At 67.8% G+C, this 23,826-nt stretch carries 27 protein-coding genes; 9 read left to right on the top strand and 18 right to left on the bottom strand.

From position 1 onward, the window contains the following. Position 1 precedes the first annotated feature (1 nt). The 3 genes from folE to KEG57_RS02650 all read left to right on the top strand — a co-directional run bounded on the left by folE (position 2) and on the right by KEG57_RS02650 (position 2,307). Positions 2–565: a GTP cyclohydrolase I gene (gene folE, locus KEG57_RS02660; RefSeq protein ID WP_272458067.1), complete on the top strand. Its 564-nt coding sequence runs from the start codon at positions 2–4 to the stop codon at positions 563–565. A gap of 61 nt (positions 566–626) precedes the next feature. Next, entirely contained in the window at positions 627–1,280 is a 654-nt protein-coding gene (locus KEG57_RS02655; RefSeq protein ID WP_272418202.1) for an LON peptidase substrate-binding domain-containing protein, read from the top strand. 49 nt (positions 1,281–1,329) lie between these two features. Beyond that, positions 1,330–2,307, top strand: coding sequence for a hypothetical protein (locus tag KEG57_RS02650; RefSeq protein WP_272418203.1), 978 nt, complete (start codon positions 1,330–1,332; stop codon positions 2,305–2,307). A 40-nt stretch (positions 2,308–2,347) separates the two neighbouring features. Here the strand turns inward: KEG57_RS02650 and KEG57_RS02645 are convergent, their stop codons facing one another. Beyond that, a complete protein-coding gene (locus KEG57_RS02645; RefSeq protein ID WP_272418204.1) occupies positions 2,348–2,875 on the bottom strand; it encodes a hypothetical protein in 528 nt (175 codons plus the stop codon). Next, entirely contained in the window at positions 2,872–3,447 is a 576-nt protein-coding gene (locus tag KEG57_RS02640; protein WP_272458066.1) for a hypothetical protein, read from the bottom strand. The genes KEG57_RS02645 and KEG57_RS02640 overlap by 4 nt, the downstream gene beginning before the upstream one ends. Positions 3,448–3,456: 9 nt before the next feature. Between KEG57_RS02640 and KEG57_RS02635 the strand changes: the two genes are divergently transcribed. Next, positions 3,457–4,884, top strand: coding sequence for a hypothetical protein (locus KEG57_RS02635; RefSeq protein ID WP_272458065.1), 1,428 nt, complete (start codon positions 3,457–3,459; stop codon positions 4,882–4,884). 14 nt (positions 4,885–4,898) lie between these two features. Here the strand turns inward: KEG57_RS02635 and KEG57_RS02630 are convergent, their stop codons facing one another. After that, positions 4,899–5,534, bottom strand: a complete 636-nt coding sequence (locus tag KEG57_RS02630) for a TetR/AcrR family transcriptional regulator (RefSeq protein ID WP_272458064.1) — start codon at positions 5,532–5,534, stop codon at positions 4,899–4,901. Positions 5,535–5,643: 109 nt separating this feature from the next. On the opposite strand from KEG57_RS02630, the gene KEG57_RS02625 reads away from it, so the two are divergent. Continuing rightward, on the top strand, positions 5,644–6,363 hold the full coding sequence (locus KEG57_RS02625; RefSeq protein WP_272458063.1) for a Coq4 family protein: 720 nt from the start codon (positions 5,644–5,646) through the stop codon (positions 6,361–6,363). A 4-nt stretch (positions 6,364–6,367) separates the two neighbouring features. Here KEG57_RS02625 and KEG57_RS02620 read toward each other — a convergent pair whose 3' ends face one another. From KEG57_RS02620 to KEG57_RS02585, 8 genes are all read right to left on the bottom strand, one after another. Beyond that, entirely contained in the window at positions 6,368–7,015 is a 648-nt protein-coding gene (locus KEG57_RS02620) for a hypothetical protein (protein ID WP_272458062.1), read from the bottom strand. A 472-nt stretch (positions 7,016–7,487) separates the two neighbouring features. Further along, on the bottom strand, positions 7,488–8,147 hold the full coding sequence (locus KEG57_RS02615) for a hypothetical protein (protein ID WP_272418210.1): 660 nt from the start codon (positions 8,145–8,147) through the stop codon (positions 7,488–7,490). A 79-nt stretch (positions 8,148–8,226) separates the two neighbouring features. Next, entirely contained in the window at positions 8,227–8,847 is a 621-nt protein-coding gene (locus KEG57_RS02610; RefSeq protein ID WP_272418211.1) for a hypothetical protein, read from the bottom strand. A 464-nt stretch (positions 8,848–9,311) separates the two neighbouring features. After that, positions 9,312–9,968, bottom strand: a complete 657-nt coding sequence (locus KEG57_RS02605) for a hypothetical protein (RefSeq protein WP_272418213.1) — start codon at positions 9,966–9,968, stop codon at positions 9,312–9,314. A gap of 97 nt (positions 9,969–10,065) precedes the next feature. Continuing rightward, complete coding sequence (locus KEG57_RS02600) at positions 10,066–10,626, bottom strand: hypothetical protein (protein WP_272418214.1); 561 nt, start codon at positions 10,624–10,626, stop codon at positions 10,066–10,068. Positions 10,627–10,879: 253 nt separating this feature from the next. After that, positions 10,880–11,737, bottom strand: a complete 858-nt coding sequence (locus KEG57_RS02595; protein ID WP_272418215.1) for a hypothetical protein — start codon at positions 11,735–11,737, stop codon at positions 10,880–10,882. Between the two features lie 105 nt (positions 11,738–11,842). Continuing rightward, positions 11,843–12,475, bottom strand: a complete 633-nt coding sequence (locus KEG57_RS02590; protein WP_272418216.1) for a hypothetical protein — start codon at positions 12,473–12,475, stop codon at positions 11,843–11,845. A gap of 190 nt (positions 12,476–12,665) precedes the next feature. Then, positions 12,666–13,526 (bottom strand): hypothetical protein, encoded by an 861-nt coding sequence (locus tag KEG57_RS02585; protein WP_272418217.1) that lies wholly within the window; start codon positions 13,524–13,526, stop codon positions 12,666–12,668. 171 nt (positions 13,527–13,697) lie between these two features. On the opposite strand from KEG57_RS02585, the gene KEG57_RS02580 reads away from it, so the two are divergent. Next, the gene (locus KEG57_RS02580) at positions 13,698–16,439 is read left to right on the top strand and encodes an ArnT family glycosyltransferase (protein ID WP_272418218.1); all 2,742 of its coding nucleotides are present in this window, start codon (positions 13,698–13,700) and stop codon (positions 16,437–16,439) included. On the opposite strand, the gene KEG57_RS02575 is transcribed toward KEG57_RS02580, so the two are convergent. Next, on the bottom strand, positions 16,440–17,048 hold the full coding sequence (locus KEG57_RS02575; protein WP_272418220.1) for a hypothetical protein: 609 nt from the start codon (positions 17,046–17,048) through the stop codon (positions 16,440–16,442). It abuts the gene before it with no gap. Between the two features lie 101 nt (positions 17,049–17,149). On the opposite strand from KEG57_RS02575, the gene KEG57_RS02570 reads away from it, so the two are divergent. Continuing rightward, a complete protein-coding gene (locus KEG57_RS02570) occupies positions 17,150–17,503 on the top strand; it encodes a hypothetical protein (RefSeq protein WP_272418221.1) in 354 nt (117 codons plus the stop codon). On the opposite strand, the gene coaD is transcribed toward KEG57_RS02570, so the two are convergent. The 4 genes from coaD to KEG57_RS02550 are packed head-to-tail and all read right to left on the bottom strand — an operon-like array spanning position 17,500 to position 21,196. Then, positions 17,500–17,985 (bottom strand): pantetheine-phosphate adenylyltransferase, encoded by a 486-nt coding sequence (gene coaD, locus KEG57_RS02565; protein WP_272418223.1) that lies wholly within the window; start codon positions 17,983–17,985, stop codon positions 17,500–17,502. The two genes, KEG57_RS02570 and coaD, sit on opposite strands and share 4 nt — an antisense overlap. Before the next feature lie 3 nt (positions 17,986–17,988). Then, positions 17,989–19,467, bottom strand: a complete 1,479-nt coding sequence (locus KEG57_RS02560) for a tetratricopeptide repeat protein (RefSeq protein ID WP_272418224.1) — start codon at positions 19,465–19,467, stop codon at positions 17,989–17,991. A 26-nt stretch (positions 19,468–19,493) separates the two neighbouring features. Next, complete coding sequence (locus tag KEG57_RS02555) at positions 19,494–20,336, bottom strand: 3'-5' exonuclease (RefSeq protein WP_272418225.1); 843 nt, start codon at positions 20,334–20,336, stop codon at positions 19,494–19,496. Beyond that, complete coding sequence (locus KEG57_RS02550; protein ID WP_272418226.1) at positions 20,336–21,196, bottom strand: SDR family oxidoreductase; 861 nt, start codon at positions 21,194–21,196, stop codon at positions 20,336–20,338. The genes KEG57_RS02555 and KEG57_RS02550 overlap by 1 nt, the downstream gene beginning before the upstream one ends. Positions 21,197–21,384: 188 nt before the next feature. On the opposite strand from KEG57_RS02550, the gene KEG57_RS02545 reads away from it, so the two are divergent. Next, the gene (locus tag KEG57_RS02545; protein WP_272418227.1) at positions 21,385–22,053 is read left to right on the top strand and encodes an HNH endonuclease; all 669 of its coding nucleotides are present in this window, start codon (positions 21,385–21,387) and stop codon (positions 22,051–22,053) included. Between the two features lie 107 nt (positions 22,054–22,160). Here the strand turns inward: KEG57_RS02545 and KEG57_RS02540 are convergent, their stop codons facing one another. Both KEG57_RS02540 and KEG57_RS02535 read right to left on the bottom strand, forming a co-directional pair. Next, the gene (locus tag KEG57_RS02540; RefSeq protein ID WP_272418228.1) at positions 22,161–22,640 is read right to left on the bottom strand and encodes a hypothetical protein; all 480 of its coding nucleotides are present in this window, start codon (positions 22,638–22,640) and stop codon (positions 22,161–22,163) included. After that, positions 22,637–23,098 (bottom strand): hypothetical protein, encoded by a 462-nt coding sequence (locus KEG57_RS02535; protein ID WP_272418230.1) that lies wholly within the window; start codon positions 23,096–23,098, stop codon positions 22,637–22,639. The genes KEG57_RS02540 and KEG57_RS02535 overlap by 4 nt, the downstream gene beginning before the upstream one ends. A gap of 78 nt (positions 23,099–23,176) precedes the next feature. Here KEG57_RS02535 and KEG57_RS02530 point away from each other — a divergent pair, with 78 nt between their 5' ends. Beyond that, entirely contained in the window at positions 23,177–23,824 is a 648-nt protein-coding gene (locus KEG57_RS02530; protein WP_272418231.1) for an AgmX/PglI C-terminal domain-containing protein, read from the top strand. Positions 23,825–23,826 lie beyond the last annotated feature (2 nt).

Here is a 23,826-nt window from a genome sequence, read left to right as displayed (position 1 = left end):
CATGATCGATCGCAGAGCAGCCGCGCGGGCCGTGGAGGATTTTTTGCGCGCCCTCGGGCACGAGCCCGTGGGCGAGCTCGAGGGCACGGGCGAGCGCGTGGCCGATGCATGGGCCGACGACCTGCTCGAAGGCGAGTCGATCGACGCCGCCGCCGTCCTGCGTGAAGGCTCGCTCGGCGTGACCGACACGGGCACGGGCATCGTCGTCGTGCGTGAGCTCGCGGTCACGACGATCTGCCCGCATCACCTCTTGCCCGCGTTTGGCTCGGCGATCGTCGCGTATCAGCCGGGCGCGCGTGTCGCGGGCATCGGCACGCTCGCGCGCGTCGTCGACGTCGTGGCGCGCAGGCTGACGCTGCAGGAGCAGATCGGCGCCACGGTGGTCGACCTCATCGGCCGCGAGCTCGAAGCAAAGGGCGCGCTCTGCAAGCTCGCGCTCACGCACACCTGCCTCGTCTCGCGGGGCGAGCGGAAAACCGGGGCGATCGTGGAGACCCTGTCGTTCGGTGGATCGTTCGCCACGAGCGACGGCCGCGCGCTCGCGCTCGCTGCGCTCGGCCGCTGACGCTCGTCCGTTCGGGGTCGTCCTCGTACGCCCTGCCTGTGGTGCGTGCTACGTTCGTTCGATGAACACCCTTTCGGATCTGCTGGAGGCGCTCCCGGCGCTGCCCCTCTTCCCGCTGCCGAACACGGTGCTCTTTCCGGGCGCGCTCCTGCCGCTGCACATCTTCGAGCCGCGGTACCGCGCCATGGTGGCCGACGTGCTGAAGACGCACCGCTCGATGGCGATCGTCATGATCACGAACGAGCGCCCCGTGGACGCGCACGGGCATCCCGAGATTGCCGAGGTCGCTGGGCTCGGGACGATCCTCGACCACACCGAGCTTCCGGGCGGTCGATACAACATCCTCCTCCGAGGCCGCGTGCGGGTGCGTCTGTCGGAGCTTCCGTTCGAGCCGCCGTACCGGCGCGCGGCTGCGGAGGTGCTCGTTCCGCCGGACGAAGAAATCACGCAGAGCGAGCTATCGGCATTGGTATCGACCGCGACGTCGTTCGCGCAGTTCGTACGGGAGCGGGATCGCGGCTTCGAGTTTCGCTTGCCGCGCGATGCGAAGCCGGCTTTGCTCGCCGATCTCTGCGCCCACCATCTCGTGCTCGACGCGCGTGAGCGTCAAGCGATCCTCGAGACAATCTCGCCGCGTGCGCGTGTTCGCCGCGTAGCTGAGGTCCTCGCGATGCAGAGGCACACGCTCGCGCCGGGCGGGCGCGAGCTGAATTGAGCGCGGACGGCGCGTGCGCCGCGCTCCCCATGGGCTACTCTGGCCGCCCATGACCGTGAACGTCCCCCCTGCCTCCGCCGTCGCGCCGATGATCGTCAAGCACCCGGGCTGTCCCGAGTGGGGCCTCGGGTATCTCTCGGAAGAACGCGACGACAAGCGCTTTTACGATTTCGAGGATGGCATGAGCCACTCGATCGCCAAGGCCTTCTGGTCGAAGCTCGAGCCGGTCACGCTCGGCGCCGCGGAGGCGCGCGCCCTCGAGAAGAAGGTCCGCGGGCTCAAGGATCAGAGGTCGCCGTCGGGCAAGCCCAAGCAGAAGGCCGTCGCGCCCGTCCTGCCGAACTTCGACGCGCAGTTCGCGCTTTTCCTCGAGATCTTCCCGGGCGGCTTCTCGAGCGCGCGTTTCGCCAAGGAGGAGCGCGGCGTCGAGGACCCGAACCCGACGGCGAAGAAGGCCAAGGCCACGCGCGCGATCGCGATGGCCACGGCGCGTGATCTCCTCTCGCGCGACGTGCTCGACAAGCAGATCCAGGCCGGCGCGTTCGCGGAGATCGTGGCCAACGTTCGCACGATTCACAAGGCGGCGACGGGCCTCTTGCACCCGCTCGGCGACATCATCCCGTTCAGCAAGATGGCGGCCGAGCACGACCGTGCCGTCGCCGAGGCCGTGCGTGATCTGCTGCATGGATCCGACGCGTACGACGCGCGCTTCGATCGGCTCGTCGCGGTCCTCGGGAAGGCGAAGCTCGCGACGTGGCCGCTCGCCACGGTGCTCTCGGCGCTCATGAACCCGGAGGAGCACGTGTTCGTAAAACCGTCGTTCTACGAGAAGCAGGCGGCGATGATGAGCTTCCCGCTCAAGTACGAGCGCGCGCCGAGCGCGGCCGCGTACGAGCGCATGCGCGCGCTCGTCGACGACATCGCGCAGAAGCTCACCGAGAAGGGGCAGGCGCCGCGCGACAAGATGGACGTCTACTCGTTCATGGCGCGGACCATGTCGCCGCAGCAGCCGCCGAAGAAGGGCTGATCGCCCTCTCCCGGAGGGAGAGGGGTTGGGGGTGAGGGACTCACTCCCTTTCGTCCTCGTCACCCAGAGACAGCGTTGCATCGAGCAGCTCGCCGAACGTCGCGGGACGGTGGGCGCGTGCAGGAGAGCCGAGCGCGACGAGCTCGTCCTCAGGCAGCACGCGCCGCACGACGTTCGGCCCCGCGGCTGCGTTCTGCTCGATGCGCACGCGTGTGCCCTCGACCGGCGTCTTTCGCTCCACGCCGAGCCAGCCGGCCTTGCGCGTGGGCGGAGGCTCGGCCGTGAGCCCGTCGATCTCCCAGGTCGAGTAGTCGTCGACGCGCTCGTCGCCGCGCGCATCGGGCACGCGCACGCTCGCGACCTTGCGCGAGGCCGGGGGGCGCTCCTCGGACTCGGGCAGCGGCTCGGCATCGGGATCGAGGATGCCGGGCAAGGCGTCGTCGAGCGGCAGCTCGTCCTTGAGCGAGCGCGGTTGTCGCGACGAAGCGGGCGGCACGAGGTCCGGCGTGGACTTCGAAACCTTCGTATCCGGCGAGCCGGGCCAGTCCTGGTCGTCGTCGTCGCTCAAGCGTCACCTCGGGAGGAGGGCCCGTCGAGCTCGGCGAGCACCTCGGCCCATACCGTGCCTTGCGCGAGCTCCGCGCGCATCCTCGCCGTCGCGCCGGCGTTGCTCACGAAAAACCGCGCGCGCGCCTCGATGCGCTCGATCCGCACGACCCGGGCGCTCTTGCCGCTCGCCATGGACAGCGCGCCTTCGAGCGCGATCTCGCAGAGCTCGTCGCCGTCCGCGCCGAGCGGCGATCCCCCCACGACGAACACGAGCGCGCGGCCCCATCGCTCGAGGTCGAGCGCGCCGAGCCCCGCGAGCGCCCATGCGGCGGCGAGCTCGGAGAGCGCGGCTTCGGGGCTCGCGTCGAGCATTGTGCTCGTCAGGTCTGCGCCTTCGGGGGCGAGGCGTTTGGCGGCGGCGCGACCGATCGACTCGCCGAGGGCGCGGCCGAAGACGCGCCGCGCGGCGGGGCTCGCGCCGCCCCAGAGCGCCATGAGTGCGGAGGCGGGCACGACGAGACGCGCCTCTCCGCCGAGCCGCACGAGCCCTTCGGCGAGGTCGAACGACAAAGTCCCCGCGTTCGTGTACATACGCTACCCGTGTCGAGCGGCCTTCGGAGCCCGACGAGCTCGGACTTCATGGTTGTAGGGCGTCGCGCCGAGGGGTGTCAAATGGCGGCGTCGCGCTTGTTGCGCGTGCGCGCGCTCATCGGGTGGGCAGCCCTCCTGGTCGCCGCGGTTGCCGCCTCCGCGCCCGCTGCCGCCTCCGCCCCCGCTCCCGCTCGCCCCGCCGGTCCCTCGGTCCTTCCTGCCCGCGAGCGCCCGCCCGCCGCCTCGGTCCCCAGGGCTGCCTGTTCCTACGTCGCGCCCGTCTGCGTGCACGCAGGCGCCTCCGTGGCCGAGGGCTCGATCCTCCGCGCGCTCGCTTCCGCCGAACGCTCTTTCCGGGCCATGGCCGCGCTCGGCTTGCCGCTCCCTTTGCCCGACGACGATCGCGGCGGCGATGCGCGGTACGACCTCTACCTCGTCGAGGACGCTCTCCCGCCGTTCACCGTGCCCGACGGCATTGCCACGGGTGGGGCCTGGGACCGCGCCGCTGCGTTTACCGTCCTGCCGCCGCCCGATCCCGCGGCCGGATGCGCATTCGACGCAACCATCACGCGCGCGATCGCTCATGCCGCCGTGCTCCGCCTCGACGCGGGCGCCGAGCCTTCTGCCATCGGCATGGCCTCCGCGGAGCTCGCCGCCGCGATCGTCGATTGTGGCCTCGTCGATGCCGCCGCCGTTGACGATTTCCAGCGCGCTCCCGAGCGCTCGATCACCGCATTCGGAACACCCGACGAACCCACGGGCGCCTTCCTCTTCACGCGATTCCTCGACGAGAACTACGGCACGGGCACACCTTCCGGTATCCTCTTTGGCCTCCTCGCCGTCGCCGGCCAGCGCACCGAGCCTTCCGCGCTTCATTTCGCCAACGAGCCCGACGTCTTCGACGCCTTGCGCAGCAATGCCCGGGCCCGCGAAAAACCTTTCGAGGACCTCCTCCTCGATTTTGCCATCGATCGCGCCTTCATCGGCTCACGAAGCGACGGCGGACACCTCGCGGACGTCGATCGGTTCGGCGATTTCGGCCGCGTGCGCTTCGAATGGTCCGTCACCTACGACACCTTGCCGCGCAGGCTCGCGCCGCTCCGACCGATCGAGCCGACCGGCGCGACGTACCTCTGGCTCGATTTGCAAGGCGCGCCCGAGGACGCCGAGATCACGTTCGCCGCGGACTGGGAGCTCGGCGTGTTTTTCCACTGGGCGCTCGTGAAGATCGATCGCACGGGCGCCGAGGCCGGCCGTGTGGTCCTCGCCGGCATCAACGGCGCGACCCATGAAGGCCGCACGATTCGCGACCTGCGTGGCCTCGCGGGTCTCATGGTCGTCGGCGTGAATGCAGGCAGCATCGACCGGAGCCACCCGTTCGACCCTGACGAGGGCCCCGAATTGCCCCGCGCGTATACCGTCACGCTCTACAAATGAGGAAGGGGCCGACTTCACTCGCCATCGAGGTGTCGCAGGAGCACGCGCGTCAGCCATGCACGGAAGCGCGCGCCCGCCTCGTCGCCTTCGAGCCCGGCGTTCGTGAGCATCGTCCGTCCGAGGACCGATGAGCCGAGCAGCGCGAGCGCCGCGAGCACCACGACGTGCGCGGTGTCCTCGCGTGTCTTCTGCTTGAGGCCCTTCTCGTTTCGCTTCACCTTCCGCATGGCGTGCGTCGCGTCGACGACGTCCGCGAGGCGCACGTCGACGGAATCGAACGGCTCGCCCTCGAGCGCGAGCCACATGAGCACGCGCCCGTGACCGCTCTTCGTCAGCGCGTCGAACACGGCTTCGAGCATCGCAGAAAGCTGCGCCTCGTCGCCGCTCGAAGCCTCGATCGCCTCGATGAGCTGCCTATGAATCGATGCGAGCGCGCGGCTACAGACCGCCTTCACGAGCGCCTCGCGGCTGCCGAAGTGGTGGAGCACCGTCGGGTGTGACACGCCGACGTCGGCGGCGACCTCCTGGAGACGGATGCCCGCGGGGCCGTTCGACACGAGGCGCTTCTCCGCGGCCTCGAGGATGAGCGCGCGCGCGCTCTCAGCGTCCCGACGAACGCGGGGTTTCGTTTCGCGACGCGAGGTGGACACGTCCCCAACGTCGCATGTCCTGGTGTTGCCGACAATCTTGTCGGTAGTTGTTGACAAGATTGTTCATAATGTACATCTTCCGGATCATCCCTGCTTCGGAGGTCTTCCCATGGCCAAGTCGCACGCCCGCATCGAGTTCGGTCGCGCTTTCCGCGCCGCCCGCACCCTCGCCGCCGATCCCGACGACCTGCCGCAGGTCTTCACCATCATCGAGGCGCTCTCGGGCGGCACGATGCAGCGCATCGCCGACCGCATGGCGAAGAGCGAGACGGGGCGAAAGCTGCTCGCCGAGCGCCCCGACATCGTCGACGTGCTCGTCGATCGCGAGACGCTCGCCCGTCTGCCCGAGGGCACGCTCGGCCGCGCATACTTGGCCTTCGTCGAGAGCGAGAACATTTCGGCCGAGGGCATCCGCGTGGCCGCCGTGCGCGGCATGACGGGGCGAACGCCGCTTCCCGAGACGGCCGAATGGGTGCACGCCCGCATGCGCGACACGCACGATCTGTGGCACGCCGCGGTCGGATATCAGGGCGACGTCCTCGGCGAGACGGCTTTGCTCGCCTTCTCCCTCGCGCAGACGAATAACCCTGCGATCGCGCTCATTGTCGCGATCGGCCTGATGAAGACGATCGGCAAACCCGAGGCGCGCCAGGTGATCCTCGACGGTTTCCGCCGCGGCAAGAAGGCGGCGTGGCTGCCGGGCCAAGACTGGGCGTCGATGCTCGCGCTCCCGGTCGACGAGGTGCGCCGCCGCCTCTCGCTCGAAGCGCCGCCGCGTTATACGCGGGTCAATAGCTCCGAGCTCAAAGCCGCCGCCGCCGCCGCGTGACGATTCAGGTGACGATCGGCACGCACAAGCTTTGCGTGCTGTTGATCGTCCCCGCCGCATACCCGAGCAAGCCTTGCAGGAAATACCCGGGCGGGCAGGTATCCGTGAACGGCACGCCGCCGATGCCGCCAAACGAGGGCTCGATGCTTCCGGGGGAGCCCATTTGCACCCAGGGCCGCACGCGGGCGCAGCGCACGCCGATGCGGTCGAGCGTCGTCGCGGCGCGGCCCCGGACGGCGATGACGGCCTCGTTTTGCGGGCATTCCGAGGAAAACTCGTCCCCCACCGTCCCCCCGATCATCGGCCTCTCATCCCGATTCGCGAACGTGCCATTCTCCAGCATTCGCGCACAAACCAGCCCGAGCGCGCTCACCGTCGTATCACTTCGCCCCCGAAGCCCGACCACGAGCTCGTCCTGCGCGCACGTCAATGCGTAAGGATCGCCGGTCGCGCCTCCACGCAGATCGAGGAGAAGCGGCGTGGTTACGTCGATCGTGTACGTGGCCTGGGCCTCGGGTGCCGGAAGCGGCGTCGGCGCGTCGGAATCGAGGGTGAAAAGAGCGGACGGCTCGGGAGCAGGCTCGCACGCGGCGAGGGCAAAGCACGCGGCGAGCGTGAGCAAGAGCTTCGCAGGGGAGGGGGGCGCGGGCATGGTGAGGGAGCGAGCGGGCAGCCGGTGTGCCAGGGGGGCGGGGCGGTGTTTGCGCGTGTTTCCCCGGTTTTCGTAGGCGTTTTGTAGCCGGAAACCAGCAAACACGAGGGTGGAACGCGTGGACCTGGCGAAGAATGCGCGCCGCGACGGTTCGCAGGACCCGTCCCTCCGGAAGGACGCGCGCTCCAAGGCGGGGGAGGACGTGGATGCCTGGAAGGACGACGGTTGCGACGTCGTGAAAGACGTGTCGTTTCGGCAGAAAACGTGCGCGGGCTGGTGTGGAGGGCGCGTCTCGGCGGAAGGATGACGTCTCCGCGCGAGCGGAGGGCGCGTCCTTCCGGAGGGACGCGTCCTGCGCCGTGTCGGAGGCGGCGTTCTTCGAGGTGGGGCGACGGCTGCGAGATGTAGAAACGCGAAATCTGGCGAGGGACGCACGTTGCGAGCGCCCGCGCGTCTCAGCGACCGGTCTTGCTCAGCCCTTGGGCTCTTTCGCTGCCCGCCGCCGGCCTTCCTTCAGAAAGAACGTCTCGGCGAGCGCGGGCCTTGCCTTGTAGAAATCGCGCAGACGACCGTAGGCGCTTTCGAGCTGCTCCCGGATGGCCCTCCGCGCGTCGAGCTCCGCCTGGAATGCGGCTTCGACCGCGTCCTCCGCGGCTTCCTCCGCCTCGATGGCCTTCTTGAACGCGTGGTGCGCCGCGTCGAACTTCGTGAGCATCGCGCTGACGAGCGGGTGACCGCTGAATTTGGCGATTCGATCCCGCAATGCATCCAGGGTCTTGAGCTGCGATGCCCCCTCGGGGTCGATCTCTTTGCCATACCCCTCGGGGAACACGGTGGCCCGCGCATTCAGCGTCTGGTCCTCGCGATCGACTTTGGCCAGGTCGCCGTCGATATCACGGATCACGTTCTCCAGGGCGATTTCCGCCGCGTCACTCGTCGCCGAGGCGGCGACCGCGTCATCCTCCGCGTCTTCATGAGCGCGCGCCTTCGCCTTGAGGTCGGCGAGCTTGAGGGACATCTCCTCATGGAGGTCGGCGTGGAGCTTCGTATTGCCCGTCTTGACCTTCGTGCGGTGATAGCCGCCGGTGCGCTTGTGGGCGGGGGTGCCGTCGGTGGGGCGAAGGCGACGCATGGGGGGTCCTTTCTAGGGGTTGAGGGTGGGGGAGCGTACGGAGGGGAGTAGGTGGGACGCAAGGGAAAAGTGGATGGGCCTACTCATCCGGAGGCGGCTGGCAGCAGAAGACTTTCGGCTTTGCGGGCTTGGCTTCGCCGTACGGCTGGCCTCCGCTGGGCACGCAGGCCCCAAGCTCGTTGACGCCCCACGAGGCCGAGAACGCCCCTAGCGATGCTCCTCCCATGACGGTGACGCACGCGACGGGATCACCCAGGCCGATCGCGTAATTCTCGAAGAGCGGCATCGGCTGCCCTCCGCAGACGGGATCTTGGAAAACCGACACCTGCGCAATGCACTGGTTGCCGAGCGGTTCGTCGCACGCGCACGGGGTGCACTGCCGCTGGTCGTCCACGTCCGCGTAGAACACGAGCTGCTCCGGGTAGGCCTCGGGGCACGTCGGGAGCGCGATCTCGTCCACCGGGTCCGTGTACACGATGCACTGCTGGAAGCCCGGAGGCGGGGGCTTGGCGGTTGGACTGCACATGAGGTCCGACGCGTCGCATCGCCCTTGCACGAGCCCGTCGCAAGCCCGTGCTCTCGTCGTCCACGAGAAGTCTCCGCTGGCCTTCGGGGGAGGCGGCACCTCGATGACCTCGCACGCGTCAGCCATCGGCGGAGGGATCACGACGGAGCCGAAGGTGCCAGGGTCGAGCGTCATCGGTGACGTACACGAACCGTCCCACGGCACCGGCGCCAGAAGATCCGTGAAAGTCGGCCCGCCGCAGAACTGCCCGGGAGAAGCTGCAATGCCCACCGGCAGCACGCACTCCGAGGGCCCGCACGTGCAGAGAGGGCAATCCGGGGACGCGACAAGCCCAGTGTTCCCGGTCCAATACTCGCCCTTGGCGTGATCGGGACAGCCCGGGTCCACAGCCGTAGCGTCTCCCGTCCAAAGGAGGAGCGGCTCGCGACGGAAACCAGCCGGGCCCATGGGAAGGCAATCTCCCGGGCACGGTTCTGGCTCCGGAGCCGGAGGTTTCACGACATGGCAGGGGTCTGAATGGCCCTCGTGGTCGACGTGAGTCCAATCCGGGTGAGGGCACGAGTACGCATTTGCGACCTTGCGCTCGCAGCCCATCGACAGCATCGCGACAGCCGCCAAGACACCAAGCGATAACGTTCTCATTTCGGCTCCTCCCCGGGCTTCAAGAGCGTCGGCAGCGTGATGGCGAAGTTGATAGACAGTGTGCCGAACAGCGGGAACGGCTCGTAGACCTGATCGGGTTGGTGGTCGATCATCGTGACCGGCACGCCCACCATCGGCCCACCCTCCAGCATGGGCTTGATTTTGAACCAATCGTTGATACGAAAATCAGCTCCGATTCCGAGCATCGGCAAAAAGTGGACATCGTTGGGGAAACCGCCGCTGGCGATGTTGTTGGCGCTCACGACGGTCATGCCTGCCATCGCGCCGGCGAGACAGAAGAACATGATCGACGCGTGTGTGCAGGCGCGAGCGGCAATACGAAAATGGGAGCCGCCGATCGGCGCTCCGAAAACCGCCTCCTTACGAACCGTCTGCGTGAACGTGACGTCACCGCCGAGCGAGAAGTACCGATGAATCCTGGCGTGCATCCCGACACGCCCGCCTATGCTGATCGGGTACGGGTGGGGGCCGCCGAGCTGAACCGCTGGCCCGATCTCAAACGCGACGGGCGTCGGGTAGAACGTCCGGTCCCCTGGATCTCGGTCCTTCGTTGGATCTGCTGCGTGAGCCTGGGAGGCGGTGAGCAGCGCGAGCCCCGCTGCACCGCCGGAAACGAACTGTACTGCCTTCATGACAGCCAGCGTACGCGGTCAACAACCGGGCGGTCAAGACGAAAGGTTTGCCCAAGGGTGCGAGGGCAAACCGGAGGTTCGTCCAGGAGTTTGCGAGCTACTGGGGCCGGCGTCGCACCCCCACACGATAGACCTCCTGGCCGTTACGGAGCTTCACGCGTTCGAGGGTCGTCTCGTATTCGTTTTCCTCGTCGGTGACGAAGACCGGCCCACGGCCGGCCGCGTGCGCGAGCTCGGCGGAGACGATGGTGGCGACGGAGAGCGCGCGTGGCTCGGTGATCGACTTGTACATCTCGCCCCAGGCGTCCATGTACCGGCTCCCCGGGCCGTAGCGGATATAGGGCTCGTAAATCGGCCCGGCGACCTCGTTGAGCCACCACGCGCCGCCGGTCGCCTTGCGCATGACCTCGCCGGTGTAGGCGATGAGGCCCGGGAAGAGGTTCGGGATTTCGAGGATCCGCTTCTTGGGGCGGACCTTCTTCAAGGCTTTGTCGACGAGCTGGAGGCTGTCGAAGGAGCTGTCGAGCGACTCGCGGGGGATTTTGATGATCTTGGCGAGCTCGTCGATGAGCGAGGGGACGGCCTCGACGAAATGCGGGCCTTGGGGGAGGTTGCCTTCGAGCATGTGGAAGGGGCGCTCGGGGGGGCGGTTTCGCATTTCCTCGAGCTTCTCCATGAGCTCCTGGCGAGACGCGTAGAGAGTGCTGCGTCCCCGCGGCCGCAAGCGGAGCAGCTCGCCGCGATCGGAGACGTATGCTTCCCAAAAACGGTCACAGTTCTCGGGGTCCCGTGTCCAATTCCCCTCGGCCAACACCGCCTTGGCCTCGGCCTTCGTGATGAGCCATCCCTTCGCCCAATCCTCAGGCGTAGAGCGTCGGCGCTTTCGCGGGTCATTCTCCATGACATTCCTCTCAATGCGGGCGGGTGTTGCCTGGCGTTCCGGGGTAACCGACGAGGCCGTCGTCGAGGATCGGTTTGTCGAGGCCCCGATCGCCGGCATCCCTGAGGTTGTCGATGTGGAACGACGAGCCGTACAGGGTCGCTGGGAGGCGTTTGGCCGGAAGGACGGCGTCGCAATTGTGGCACTGGGGCGGCGCCACCTTGAGCTTGCCGCCTCCCTCATCGACGACCCCGGAGACCCACATCAGGATCTGGCGGTGCGTGGCTTCCGTTTGGACCTCCGTGTTGAATGACGTGTCGCCGGTCACGATGAAGTAGAGCGAGGGGTAGGCCCGGTTGGGTCCTGTGGAGAAGGCCGCTTGCGAGGCTGCGAGCGCGTCCAGCATGCCGAGGATCTGGTACCGCGCGTAGTCGAGGCCGATGACCCCTTTGACGGCCTTGACCTCGATGAACGTGCTCTCCATGTGCGTGCTGATGACGGGCGGGAGCGCGCCATCGAACCCTTCGACGGCGCCGGTCACGCCGTCGGGGATCACGCTGCGGAAGCGACCGTCGGTCTTGTTCTGGCGCAGGGCTGATGGGAACGGCTTCCTGTTCGACGAGAGCACCTTCCCCCCCGGCAACGCTCCGAGCACGTCCCTTTGGAACTGGAGCCCCACGGCCTGATTGTACCGGATCCCCTCGTAGTGGTTGGGGTTCCCGTAGATCTGCCGCAGCTTCGCCGTCGTCACCATGTCGGAGAGCGCCGGCATGTCGTCGACCATGCACCCGGTCGTCGAGACGGCGATCACCACCCAGCTGAGCGCGAACATCACGAACCGCGCGAACCCCCTCCACGTCGCTTTGGCATCGCCAAGGGAGCGAGGCATGAAAAGCACTTCCCTGTCCGTCGTCCACCCCTCTGTCATGGTGTGCATTCTACAAGGTGGTGTGATTTCGCGTCTGTCCCTTCCGACCACAGATGCGAGGGTGAGCTACGGGGTCCGGCGTCGCACCCCCACACGATAGACCTCCTGGCCGTTAAGGAGCTTCACGCGTTCGACGGTTGTCTCGTATTCGTTTTCCTCGTCGACGTCGGTGACGAAGACCGGCCCACTGCCGCCCGCGTGCGCGAGCTCGGCGTAGACGATGGTGGCGACGGAGAGCGCGCGTGGCTCGGTGATCGACTTGTACATCTCGCCCCACGCGTCCATGTACCGGCTCCCCGGGCCGTAGCGGATATAGGGCTCGTAAATCGGCCCGGCGACCTCGTTGAGCCACCACTCACCGCCGGTCGCCTTGCGCATGACCTCGCCGGTGTAGGCGATGAGGCCCGGGAAGAGGTTCGGGATTTCGAGGATCCGTTTCTTGGGGCGGACCTTCTTCAAGGCTTTGTCGACGAGCTGGAGACTGTCGAAGGAGCTGTCGAGCGACTCGCGGGGGATTTTGAGGAGCTTGGCGAGCTCGTCGATGAGCGAGGGGACGGCCTCGACGAAATGCGGGCCTTGGGGGAGGTGCCCTTCGAGCATGTGACGCGGGACCTCGGGGGGGCGATTTCGCAACTCCTCGCGCTTCTGCATGAGCTCCTGGCGAGATGCATAGAGGTCGCCGCGGCCGCTCGACTTCACTCGAAGAAGCTCGCCGCGGTCAGAAACGTATGCCTCCCAGAGATACGGCTCGCAATTCTCGGGGTCCCGTGTCCAATTCCCCTCGGCCAAGAGTGCCTTCACCTCGGATTTCGTGACCGACCAGCATTGGGCCCAGCCTTTTCCGTTGGAAGGGCGACGATGACGCGGGTCCTTCTTCATAAGGCTCCTCTCAGTGGGGGCGGGTATTGCCAGGCGTTCCAGGGTGGCCCACAAGGCCGTCGTCGAGGATCGGTTTGTCGAGGCCCCGATCGTTGGCGGCGCGCAGCTTCTGAACGTAGAACGACGGGCCGGGGAGCGTGGGGGCGGGAAGTTGCTTTCCGGGGAAAACCGCGTCGCAGTTGAAGCACCAAGGGGGAGCCACCTGAAGCTCGCCGCCCCCGTGGTCGCGCACCGGGGATACCCACACCAGGATCTGGAGGGAGGCAGCACGGGCCCCGACGTCCGTTCCGATCGATGTGTCACCGGTTACGACGAAGTACAGCGAGGGATAAGCCCGATCGGGTCCTGTGGAGAAGGCCGCCGGCGACTTGGAGAGCGCGTCGAGCATGCCGAGGATCTGGTACTGGGCGTACTCCAGGTTGACGACCCCCTTGACAGCCTTGACTTCCACGAACGTGCTCTCGGGGTGGGTGCTGATGACCGGCGGGAGGGGTCCGTGAAACCCTTCGACCGCGGCGGTCACGCCGTCGGGAATGACGCCGCGGAAGCGCTCGTTGCTCGCCTCCTGGCGCCACGCCGAGGGGAACACCTTCCTGTTCGACGAAAGCACCCTCGGCCCCGGCAAGGCTCCCAGCACGTCCCTCTGGAACTGGAGGCCCACCGCCTGGTTGTACGTGATCCCCGTGTAGTTGTTCGGATTGCCGTAATACTCCCGCAACTTCACCGTCGTCACCATGTCGGAGAGCGCCGGCATGTCGTCGACCATGCACCCGGTGGTCGAACCGACGAGCACCACCCAGCCGAGCGCGCAGACCACGAACCGCGCGAACTCCCTCCACGTCGCTTTGGCATCGCCAAGGGAGCGAGGCATGGAAAGCACTTCCCTGTCCGTCGTCCACCCCTCTGTCATGGTGTGCATTCTACAAGGAGGTGTGATTTCGCGTCTGTCCCTTCCGACCACAGTTCCCGCGGTAGGAGAAACCTCCCCCTTTGCCCCCGCCCGCAGGCTTGCTAGTGCATGGCCTCCCCGAGCCCGCGAGCCATGAGCGAGATCAAGCAAGATCCGACCGACGAAGCCGACAAGGAAGCCGACCGGCCGGAAACAGAGCCGGCCGCGGAGACGGAGACGGAAGCCGGCCCGGACGCGGACGCGGAAGCGGGTTCGGAAGCGGACGCGGAAGCGGACGCGGAAGCGGAAGCGGACTCGGACGACCCCGACGCCGACGAATCCGACGAACCCCCCGCCCCCGAGCCTCTCCTCCGCCCTGGCAACCCTCTCCAGCTCGTCCGCGGCACCTCCACGCTTGCCACCGGCGCGCTCGTTGCCTTCCTCCTCATGGCGCTGCGCCCGCAGTACCGCGTCGGCGTTCCGCTCGGGTTCCTCGCCATCCTCGTCGCCACCTTCGGCCTCCTCGACCTCTGCGGCACCTTCGACGACCCCGACGACCGCGTCGCCAAGCGGCTCGCGCTCGCCGACCTCGTGGGGCCCCTCGGCCTCTTTGGCGGCTCCGTCCTCGGCCTCTTCGGCGCGGTCTCCCTCGCCGTCGCCGGCTACATCGGCCCCATCGGCGCTGGCCTTGCCGTGCCCGCGTGTTTTCTCGGCGCCGTCGCCTCCGTCTACCGCGTCGGCGACAAACTCGGCGCCTGGGAGAAAAATCCCGCCGGCAAACCCATCCCGCTCCTGCGCCGCCACGGCTTCTGGCTCGTCACGCTCGTCACGCTCCTCTACCTGCCGGCGCTCGGCAGCCATTCGCTCAGCGATCCGTGGGAGACCCATTATGGCGAGGTCGCGCGGGAGATCCTCGCGCGGAACGACTGGATCTCGCTCTGGTGGGCGCAGGATGGCTGGTTCTGGTCGAAGCCCATCCTCGATTTCTGGGTGCAGGCGCTCGCGATGGCGAGTTTCGGCGTCCGGTATCAACCCGGCGCCATGCTCTCCGCCGTCGCCGAGGGCCGCGAGCCCTGGCCCGAATGGGCCGTGCGTTTGCCGATCTTCCTGCTCACGCTCGTCGCGACGTATCTCCTCTACAAGGCCGTCGCGCGTGTGTTCGGTCGTCGCGCCGGCTTCCTCGGCGGCCTCGTGCTCACCACGATGCCGCAATGGTTTCTGGTCTCGCACCAGACCGTGACCGACATGCCCTTCGTCGCCACGATGTCCGCGGCGATGGCCCTCTTCCTGCTCGGCATTCACGAGGACGAAGAGCGCGAGGTGCGGGTCTACGAGGTCTCCGCGTTCGGCGCGAAATATCGCCTGTCCGCATATCACCTCGTCCTCGGCGTGATCATCGCCTGCGCATTGCCGCAGATCCTCTACCTGCTTTCGCGCAACGTCGAGATCATCCCGAACCCGTTTTCGCTGCGGTTCCACACGGACGCCTTCCGCTCCGGCTCGCCCATGAATTGTGGCTTGCCGGGCAACCAGCCCTGCGGCGACGCCTTCCCCGTGCTGAAGGGCCTCCAGCCCGCGCTCCAGGCGATCCTCTGGATCCAGGCGCTCGGCCTCCTGCTTTACATGTGCTGGGGCGAGCGGCGCGCGCAGCGTCTTTATTTCCTCGCGGCCTGGTTCTTCGCCGCCCTCTCCACGATGGCCAAGGGGCCCGCGGGTTTTGGTTTGCCCGTGCTCTGCGCCCTCGCGTACATCGTCGTCTCGCGCCGTTATCGGGACCTCCTGCGCCTCGAAATCGTCGCCGGCCTCTTGATTCTGCTCGCCGTGGCCCTGCCGTGGTTCGTCGCGATGTACGCGCGGCACGGGCAGCCGTTCACCGATCGGCTGCTCTTCCACGACATGTTCAAGCGCGCCTTCACGCACGTGCACGACACGAACGAGGGCGACGACGTAGGCTTCCGTTTCTACGTCTGGCAGCTCGGCTATGCGATGTTCCCCTGGACCGGCCTCGTGCCGGCGGCGCTCGTCGCATGGCTCCGGCGCCGCGAGGAGGGCGATCGCAAGAGCGACGCCTCGATCTTCCTCGCGATGTGGTTCCTCTTCGCATTCGCGCTCTTCACGCTGATGCTGACGAAGTTTCACCATTACATCATGCCGGCCCTCCCGCCGGCCGCGATGCTCACGGGCATTCTGCTCGACGAGATGGTGCAACGTTCGGGCGCGCGAAAGGTGACCGACGCATTCGCCGAGCAATACGAGCGAGTCCTCTGGGGCGCCTCTGGAATCGCGGGAGGCCTCCTCGTCTTTTTCGTGGGCCGTGATCTCATGGGCGCGCGCGAGGGCATGCTCGGCCCGGTGCGGCTCCTCCACCTCTTCACCTACAACTACAAGCGGGCGTTCCCCTCGACGCTCGATTTCCGGCCCGCGCTCCTCTTCTTCACCTGCGCCGCCGCTCTCTTCACGCTCGCCCTCGTCTGGGCCCGCGCCCGCCGCCACGTCGTCACGGGCCTCTGCGCCGTGTCCGTGCTCTTCGCCGCCTGGGGCATCGACGTGTACTTCGTGAAAACCTCGCCGCACTGGGGGCAACGCGAGACCGTGCTCGCGTATTACCGTGCCAAACAGGAGATCCCCGGGCCCGTCATCGCCTTCCAGATGAACTGGAAGGGCGAGAACTTCTACACGGGCAATACCCTCCCGGCCTTCGTCTCCAGCGGCAAGAAGTTCCAGGACTATGTCCTCGAGCAGAAGAAGAAGGGCGTGAAGACGTTCTACTTCATGACCGAGCACGGCCGCATGGGCTCGCTCGCGAACGAGCTCGGAGGCCCGCGCATCTTCGAAAAGCTCACGACGCCGGAGCTCAACAACAAGTTCGGGGTGGTACGCGCGACGTTCGAGTGATCAGGGACAAGCGTCGAGCGCGCTGATCGTCCGGGGCTTCGTCTGCGCCGTGGGCGACGCGCGCCATTGCTTGTAATACTGGCAAGCCGCGGCGTGGTCTTTCTGGGCGAGCGCGGTCGTCGCGAGGTGGAAGAGGACCAGATCGCCCGGCAAAATGCGGTACGCGTCCTCGAATCGACGCCGCGCCTCGGCGAAGTCCCCCCGATTGGAGGCGAAGATCGCCTCCTTGAAGGCACGTGCCGCGAGGATCTTCGGGGTCTCCGGACAGCCGTCCTCATCCTCGAAACCATCCCGGTTCTCCGGCTCGTCCGGGCACTTGTCATGCGCGTCCGCGACCCCGTCTCTGTCGTTGTCGATGTCGGGGCAGCCGTCATCATCCGCAAAACTGTCACGATCCTCGGGTTCGCCCGGGCAGCGGTCCGTGTCGTCGGGGATCCCGTCGCGGTCGGTGTCGTCAAGCTCGTCCGTGTCCTCGGACGCACCCTGCGCGCGCGCCGAACTGTTCGCGGCGGGCGCGGCGACCTCGACGACGGGGGTGGCAGAGCGCTCGGGCTGAGCTGCACAGGAGGCGCAGGCGAGCGCGAAGAGAAGGGACGAGCCGAGCCGCATGGAGGGAGTGTCGGCGCGACGCGGGGGCGGAGCAACAGGGTTTCCGTGGGCACCGTGCCCGGGGGCTGTCCCGTCCCGCGGCCTCGGGCTACGCTTCCTCCATGCGCTCGCGCGCCACGCTTCAGGATGCACGCTTCGAGCAGACCGATCCGCGGCGCCTCGTCGAGTACCACGATCCCGAAGAGTTCGACCGCATCGACTTCGCCATGCGCGCCCTCGACCGGCTCCGGCCGAAGCGGCTGCGCATCGCCGTCTACAAGACCGTGAGCGCCGTCCAGATCGAGACGGTGGAAGACTTGTCCCGCGAGGGCTACCGCATCGCGAGCGTGGGCATCCCGCCGCATGCGAGCCGGGAGCACATCGCTTATGCGCTTGCCGAGCTCGCGGGGGTCGCGTCGGTGCCGTACGTGGTGCGGACGCTGCTCGCGATGGAGCGTCCGAACCCGTATCGCTAGCGGCCGAACTTCTTGCGGAGCGCCTCGCTCACCGCGGGCGGCGCGTAATGGCTCACGTCGCCGCCGTGGCTCGCGATTTCACGCACGAGCGAGGCCGAGACGAATCCGTAATTCGTGCGCGTCGGCAGGAAGACCGTGTCGATGTGCGGCGCCATGTCCGCGTTCGCGTGCGCGATCTGGAGCTCGTACTCGAAGTCCGTCGCGGCGCGCAGGCCCCTCACGATCACGCGCGCGCCGACCCGCTCGCAATACTGGAAGAGCAGGCCCTCGAACGAGTCGACCGTGAGGTTCGGGATGCCCTTCGTCACCTCGGTCAGCAGGGCGAGGCGCTCGTCGAAGTTGAAGAGCGGGTTGCGCGTCGGGTGACGGCCGATCGCGATGATCACGCGGTCGAAGAGCTTCGCCGCGCGCTCCATCAGGTCGAGGTGCCCGAGCGTCGGGGGATCGAAGCTGCCGGCGTAGACGGCGATCGGGTGCTGCATGGCTCAGCGCTCCGGGGCCTTCTTCGGGGGCTTCGCGCCGCCGGCGGGCGCGTTGCCTCCGGGCGACGTGTTGCCTCCAGGCGCGAGGCCACCGCCCGGCTGCGGGACCAGGCCACCCGGCTGGCCGAGGCCCGGCTGCGGACCGAAGGGCGAAAGCGGATCGGGCATCCCCGGCATCGCGTCCTCGGGATACGGCTGCCCGCCGCCGCTCTCGGCCAGCATGCGCTGGATGAGCAGCCCCGTGTCCTCGAGCCACATGAGGCGGCCCTGATCGCCGAACGTCACGCGGAACGGCGCGAGCAGGCCCGTGCCGAGCACGCCGTCGATGTCGAGCGAGATCTGTCGCTCGATCTGGTCGACGGGCGTGCCGAACACGCCGGGCACCTTGGGCACGTCGAAGGCGCCGAGGCGCACCATCGGGACCACGCCCTCGCGCAGCTTCTGCTCCGGATCCTCGGCCACGATCTTGAGATCCTTCGCCACGGAGCCCGCCTTCTTCCAGCCGCCCTCGTCGAGCGCGAGCGGGAAGGTCATCGACGTGTCGAGGAGCAAGCTCACGGGCTCGCCACGCTCGCCGCCGAACTTGCCGCGCAGGATCATGCCGCCGCCGCGGATGTACGAGAGATCGACACGCGTCGCGTCGGGCGGCGGGGGCGGCGCGAAGCTGCGCGCCACGAACTGGTGGCCGTCGTAGTCGATCGTCGCGTGCAGGTGCCGGAGCAGGTTCACGCCGAGCAGCGCCTTGATCGGCGCGCCCATCTGCTTCGAGACACCCGAGAGGTCCTGCGTCAGCGCAGGCACGTCGTGCACCTCGAGCTTCTTGCCGAAGCGGAGCGAGATCCAGCTCGGCTCGGGGCGCGTCGCGCTGTCGAGCACGACCTCGGCGTTGCCCGTGGAGATCATCGCGAGCGCGCTCTCGCCGTCGATCTCGACCGGCACCACGAAGAACGGCGCGAGAGGGCTCACGTGCGGGAGCTCCACCGCGGCGAGCAGCGCGCCCGAGAGCGCGAACGGCGTGCGCCCCGAGCCGCGCCGCGCGAGCTTCGTGATCCCCTTGGCCCAGTCGTCGACGACGTCGGGATCGTTGAGCATCGCGTCGAGCTGATCGGCGGCGGCTTCGAGGTCGCCCTTGTACCAGAGCGCCCGGCCGCGCAGGCCCGAGGCCTCCGAGCCTTTGATGCCCTTCAAGAGGCGGAGCGTCTCGGCGTAGTCGAGTCGCGCGAGCGCGATGCGGGCCGCGAGCTTGCGGACCTCGGGGTCGTCGGGGACGATCGCGAGCGCCCGCTTGACGGCGTCGTGCGCGTCGTCGATGTCGGCGACCTTGAAGTCCTGCGTCGCGCGCTGGAACCATTTGTCGGCCGTGGCAGGCCGCGCATTCTGGAGCGTGCCCGCCGTGGGACACCCGGAAAGGAGCAGCGCGAGCGCGGCCGCGCCGAGGAGGGAGACGCGGCCCAGCGGCCGATCGGAATCTCGTCGAGACATACTGCTTCCCACGGACGTTTCGCTTTCTACTTTCCCGCTTCGCCGGGAGCTTCGATCAGCAGGATCCGATCGGCTCGTAGCTCCCTGCGGCTGCGCGAGGGAAGCAGATAGCCGAGAACCCGCGGAGGGTCGAGGTCCGTTCGCACGCTCGTCACGCAGAACTCGAGGTCCTCGGGCCCGCGATGGGCGGGGCGGTAGCGCAGACGCACGGGTCTCCCGATCTCGGCCGCCGCGACGGCCGCCGCCACGATGGCCGGACGCGCGTGGCGTTGTCCGATACGAACGTGCCAGAGATCCCGCGGCGTCGCGGGCGCGAGCACCTCTCGTATCTTCTTCCAGACCTCGCGCAGCGCGTGCACGTCGTCCTCGGCCCGGTGCGCGCGGGCCTGCGCCACGCCGAGGGAAGCGCAGAGCGATCCGAGCGCGTGCGTCGGCAGCGCGAAGGCGCGACGCGAGAGGACGAGGGTATCGAGGAAAAACGGAAACCGTTCGGGCCGCTTCGCCCGCGCGAGCTCCGCTTCCAGGAACGTCACGTCCCACGAGGCCGCGTGCGCGACGAGGATCCCGCCTTCGCACACGGCGAGCAGTTTGTCGGCGATCTCCACGAACGTCGGCGCGTGCGCGAGGTCCTCGCGCTGGATGCCGTGCACGTGGGCATTGCCGAACGTGCCGTCGTCGGGACGCACGAGCGTCGTGAGCGACGCCTCGACGCGGCTGCCGCGCGTGCGTTCGGCGCAGAGCTCGATCACGCGATCCGACGCGGGCCGGAGCCCCGTCATTTCCAGGTCCAGGAAGACGAGCGGCGCCTCGTCGATGGGATCGTCCCACGGCGATCCAGATGGCGGCCCGGCTGCCTCCGCGGTGGCCATCAGCCGCTCGACTTGGTCTTACCGCCTCGCATCATCGCGATGACGGGCTTGATCGTGTCGGGCTCCATCATGGCGATCTGGTTGAACGTGCCGCCTTCGGAAAGCCACGCGCCGCCATCGATCGTGATCACGTCCCCCGTGATGTACGCCGAATAATCACTCACCAGGAATGCCGCGAGGTTCGCGAGCTCCTCGTGCTCACCGTAGCGACCGAGCGGGACCTTGCTCTTGCCGATGCTGTCCATGCCTTCCGGCACGAGCGCCTTCCATGCGCCCTCCGTGGGGAAGGGTCCGGGCGCGATGCCGTTCACGCGGATCTTGTATTTCGCCCACTCGACGGCGAGCGAGCGCGTCATCGCCATCACGCCCGCCTTCGCCGACGCGCTCGGGATCACGAAGCCAGAGCCCGTCCACGCGTACGTGGCGAGCATGTTCAGGATCACGCCGCCCTTGCCCGCCGCGATCATCCGCCTCCCTGCGGCGAGCGTCGCGTGGAAGGTGCCGTTCAGCACGATGGAGACGACGGCGTTGAAGCCGTTGGGGCTCAAATCTTCCGTGGGGCAGAGGAAGTTTCCGGCCGCGTTGTTGATCAGGATGTCGATCGATCCGAACGTGCGCTCGGCCTCGGCGACCATGGCCTCGACCTCGGGGAAGTGCCTGACGTCACAGCGCACCGCGAGGGCTTTTCCGCCGCGCTCGCGCACCTTTTCGCATGCGGGTTCGATGTGCCCGGGGTCGCGGCTCGTGAGCACGAGGTTCGCACCGAGATCAGCGAGGCCGAGCGCCATGGAGAGTCCGAGGCCCGTGCCACCGCCGGTCACGATCGCGGTCCTGCCTTGCAAGCATCGCTCTTTGAACATGCGGAGCCTGTAAGCGATGGAGAGCGCGGGGCAAAGACCCGCGGCCGGGGGCGCTCTTTTTTTCGTGCGGGGGGCCGCCAGACCGGGCCATTTGTTGCTACATTCAGGCTGTGCCAAGGCCTGAGCTCTCCGAGCGATTGGGGGCCTCGCTCCTTTCGACGAGCCCCTCGGATGTTGGTGACGCCGACATGGTGGGCGGGCACGATGAGCTCGACGGTTCGTTCGAAATCGACGACGACCTCACGCTCGCGAACCCGACGCTCCTCCATCCCGAGAGGCGGAGCCGTGATCCGCTGACGTTGCCGGTCCTCGCGCTCAACCGGCATTTTCATCCTGTCCAGGTGACGACCGCACGCCGCGCATTCCTGCTTCTCTTCGGCGGCGCCGCGCACGCCATCGACGAGGTCGGCGAGGTCCACGATTTCTCGTCCTGGCGCGGCTTGCCCGTTCGCGACACCGACGACGGCCTGCCCATCGTCGGCGGCTCGCTGCGCGTGCCCCGCGTCCTCCACCTGCGCCGCTACGAGCGCGTGCGCCGTCCGACGGTGCGCCTGTCGCGCCGCAACGTGATGCTGCGCGACGCGCACCAGTGTCAGTACTGCTCGAAGCGGCCGCCCGTGCGTGACCTCAACATCGATCACGTCGTGCCGCGATCGCGCGGCGGCGTCGACTCGTGGGAGAACCTCGTCACCGCGTGTCGCCCGTGCAATTTGCGCAAAGGTCGACGCACGCCGGAGGAAGCGAGCATGCGCCTTCTCCGCACGCCCACGGCGCCGCGCTGGTCGGCCTCCATGCTCCTTTTGCTCGGCCGACCCGAGCCGTTCAAGGAGTGGGAGCCTTTCCTGAAGTCGGCTTGAATCAGCGCGGATACGCGCTGCGAGATCGCGAAGCGAACTCGCCTCGGGGGGTGAATCGGCCGGGCTTCGCCAGGCCGAGAGGGGGACGCGAGGCGTCCCCCTCGGGACTAAAGCTCGTGCCGCGTGCGCACTTCGAGCGTGACCGCGAGCTCGAAGCGCTCGCGGGACTGCGTCGTCGGGAACCTGAGCGCCGCCACGATTCGCTCGAGGCACGCGCGCGCGTCGTCCGTGCCGTAGGTCGTCGCTTGTTGCGAGGTCACGTCGAGCGTCGCGCCGTCCTCCTCGATCCCGAGCTTCAGCGCGATCACGCCCGTCGAATCATCGGGATCGATGCACGCGAGAAACGCGGGCTCCGCGTCGCGCAGCACCGCACGCACCGCCTCCACGTCGATCGCCGCGTCGGAGCGCACCGAGACGACGTCGACGGCCATGCCAGAAACCGGCGCGCGTGCGCCTTTCGCCGCGATCTCGGCCGTGGGTTCCACGACTTCGACCGGGCCGCGTTCGTCCGGACAGCCCACGAGCGCCATCGCCATCGCGAAGAACACCGCGGCTTCCGGGACTCGATGCAGACCTCGTCGCCTCACTGGGTCAGTACAAGCGTCCCTTCTTCATTGCAGTATGCCACGAGGTTCCAGCCTTCTCCGCTGCAAAGAAAAAAATCCAAGCAATCGGTCAGGCAAACGGTTTCGAAGCACTGCTCGGCCGCGACCGCAGGACAGTCCGGGTTCTGCAGGTCCGGCTTGCAGCCGGTGGTCTCGCCGGTATGGTCAATCACAGGTTTGGCGCAACCATCGGGGGAGACGCCGGCGTCCGGGTCCTGGCCGCCGCCGGGGCAGGCCTCGGCGAGGCGCCAGGCGCCGTCCACACAATCGTAGAGGGCCGCGCAAGTCTGGTCGTCGCACGTTCCACCGCGGCCGACGGGGCAGCCTTTCTCGGGGATCTGACCACACGGACGAACCTCGTAGGCGTCGCCGCACGCGGCTGGGAGGGCAAATGCGAGGGGGATCACGAGGAGTGCAAGCTTGGCGGGGAGCCTACGCATGGCCGAAGGATGGTCCGGCGCGCGCGTCCGGGCGAGGTGACGCACGGGAAGGAGGCAGGATCGGGTAGGATGGCCGCCATGCGAGCCTGCGCGACAGCCTCCTTCTTCGCGACGTTGAGCCTCACTTTCGCGGCGCTGTTTTCGGCGTGCGCGAGCGGATCGCCTCCCGAGGCGAGTTCGCCTGAAGCCTCGCCGGACAAAGCCGCGAGCGGCGAGACGGCAGCGCCGAAGGAAGAGGCGAAGCCCGGGCAAGGCGCTTCTCCGGCCGATCAAGGCGCGGGCGCGGCTGCGGCGCCTCCGCCTGCGCCGCGCAAGGCTCCGGAGAAGGCGTCCGACTGCAAGGACATGCTCGCGGAGATCACGAACGAGCCGCCGGCGAGCGGCGTCGTGATGAACAACGCGCAGACCGCGGGCGACGCGGGCGCGAGTGATCGCTTCCAGCCGATGAGCGACCTCATCAAGTCGAAGCGTGATGCGTTCCGCTGCTGCTTCGATCTCTGGGCGAAGAACAACCCGGGACAGAAGGGCAAGGTCGCCTTCACGTTCGAGCTCGCGCCGGACGGTCGGCTCAAGGAGGCGAAGATCAAGCGCGAGGACAGCGACATCACCGCGCCCGAGATCGAGAGCTGCATGCAGGACGTGGCCAAGGGCCTGACGTACCCGAAGTCGCCGAGCGGCAAGGACACGATCTTTACCTATCCCTTCGAGTTCAAGGCGCGCCGTTAGGC

This window comes from Polyangium jinanense (genome assembly GCF_028435365.1).
Note: the sequence above shows the minus strand (reverse complement) of the source record. Positions and strands in the feature narration are given on the sequence as shown.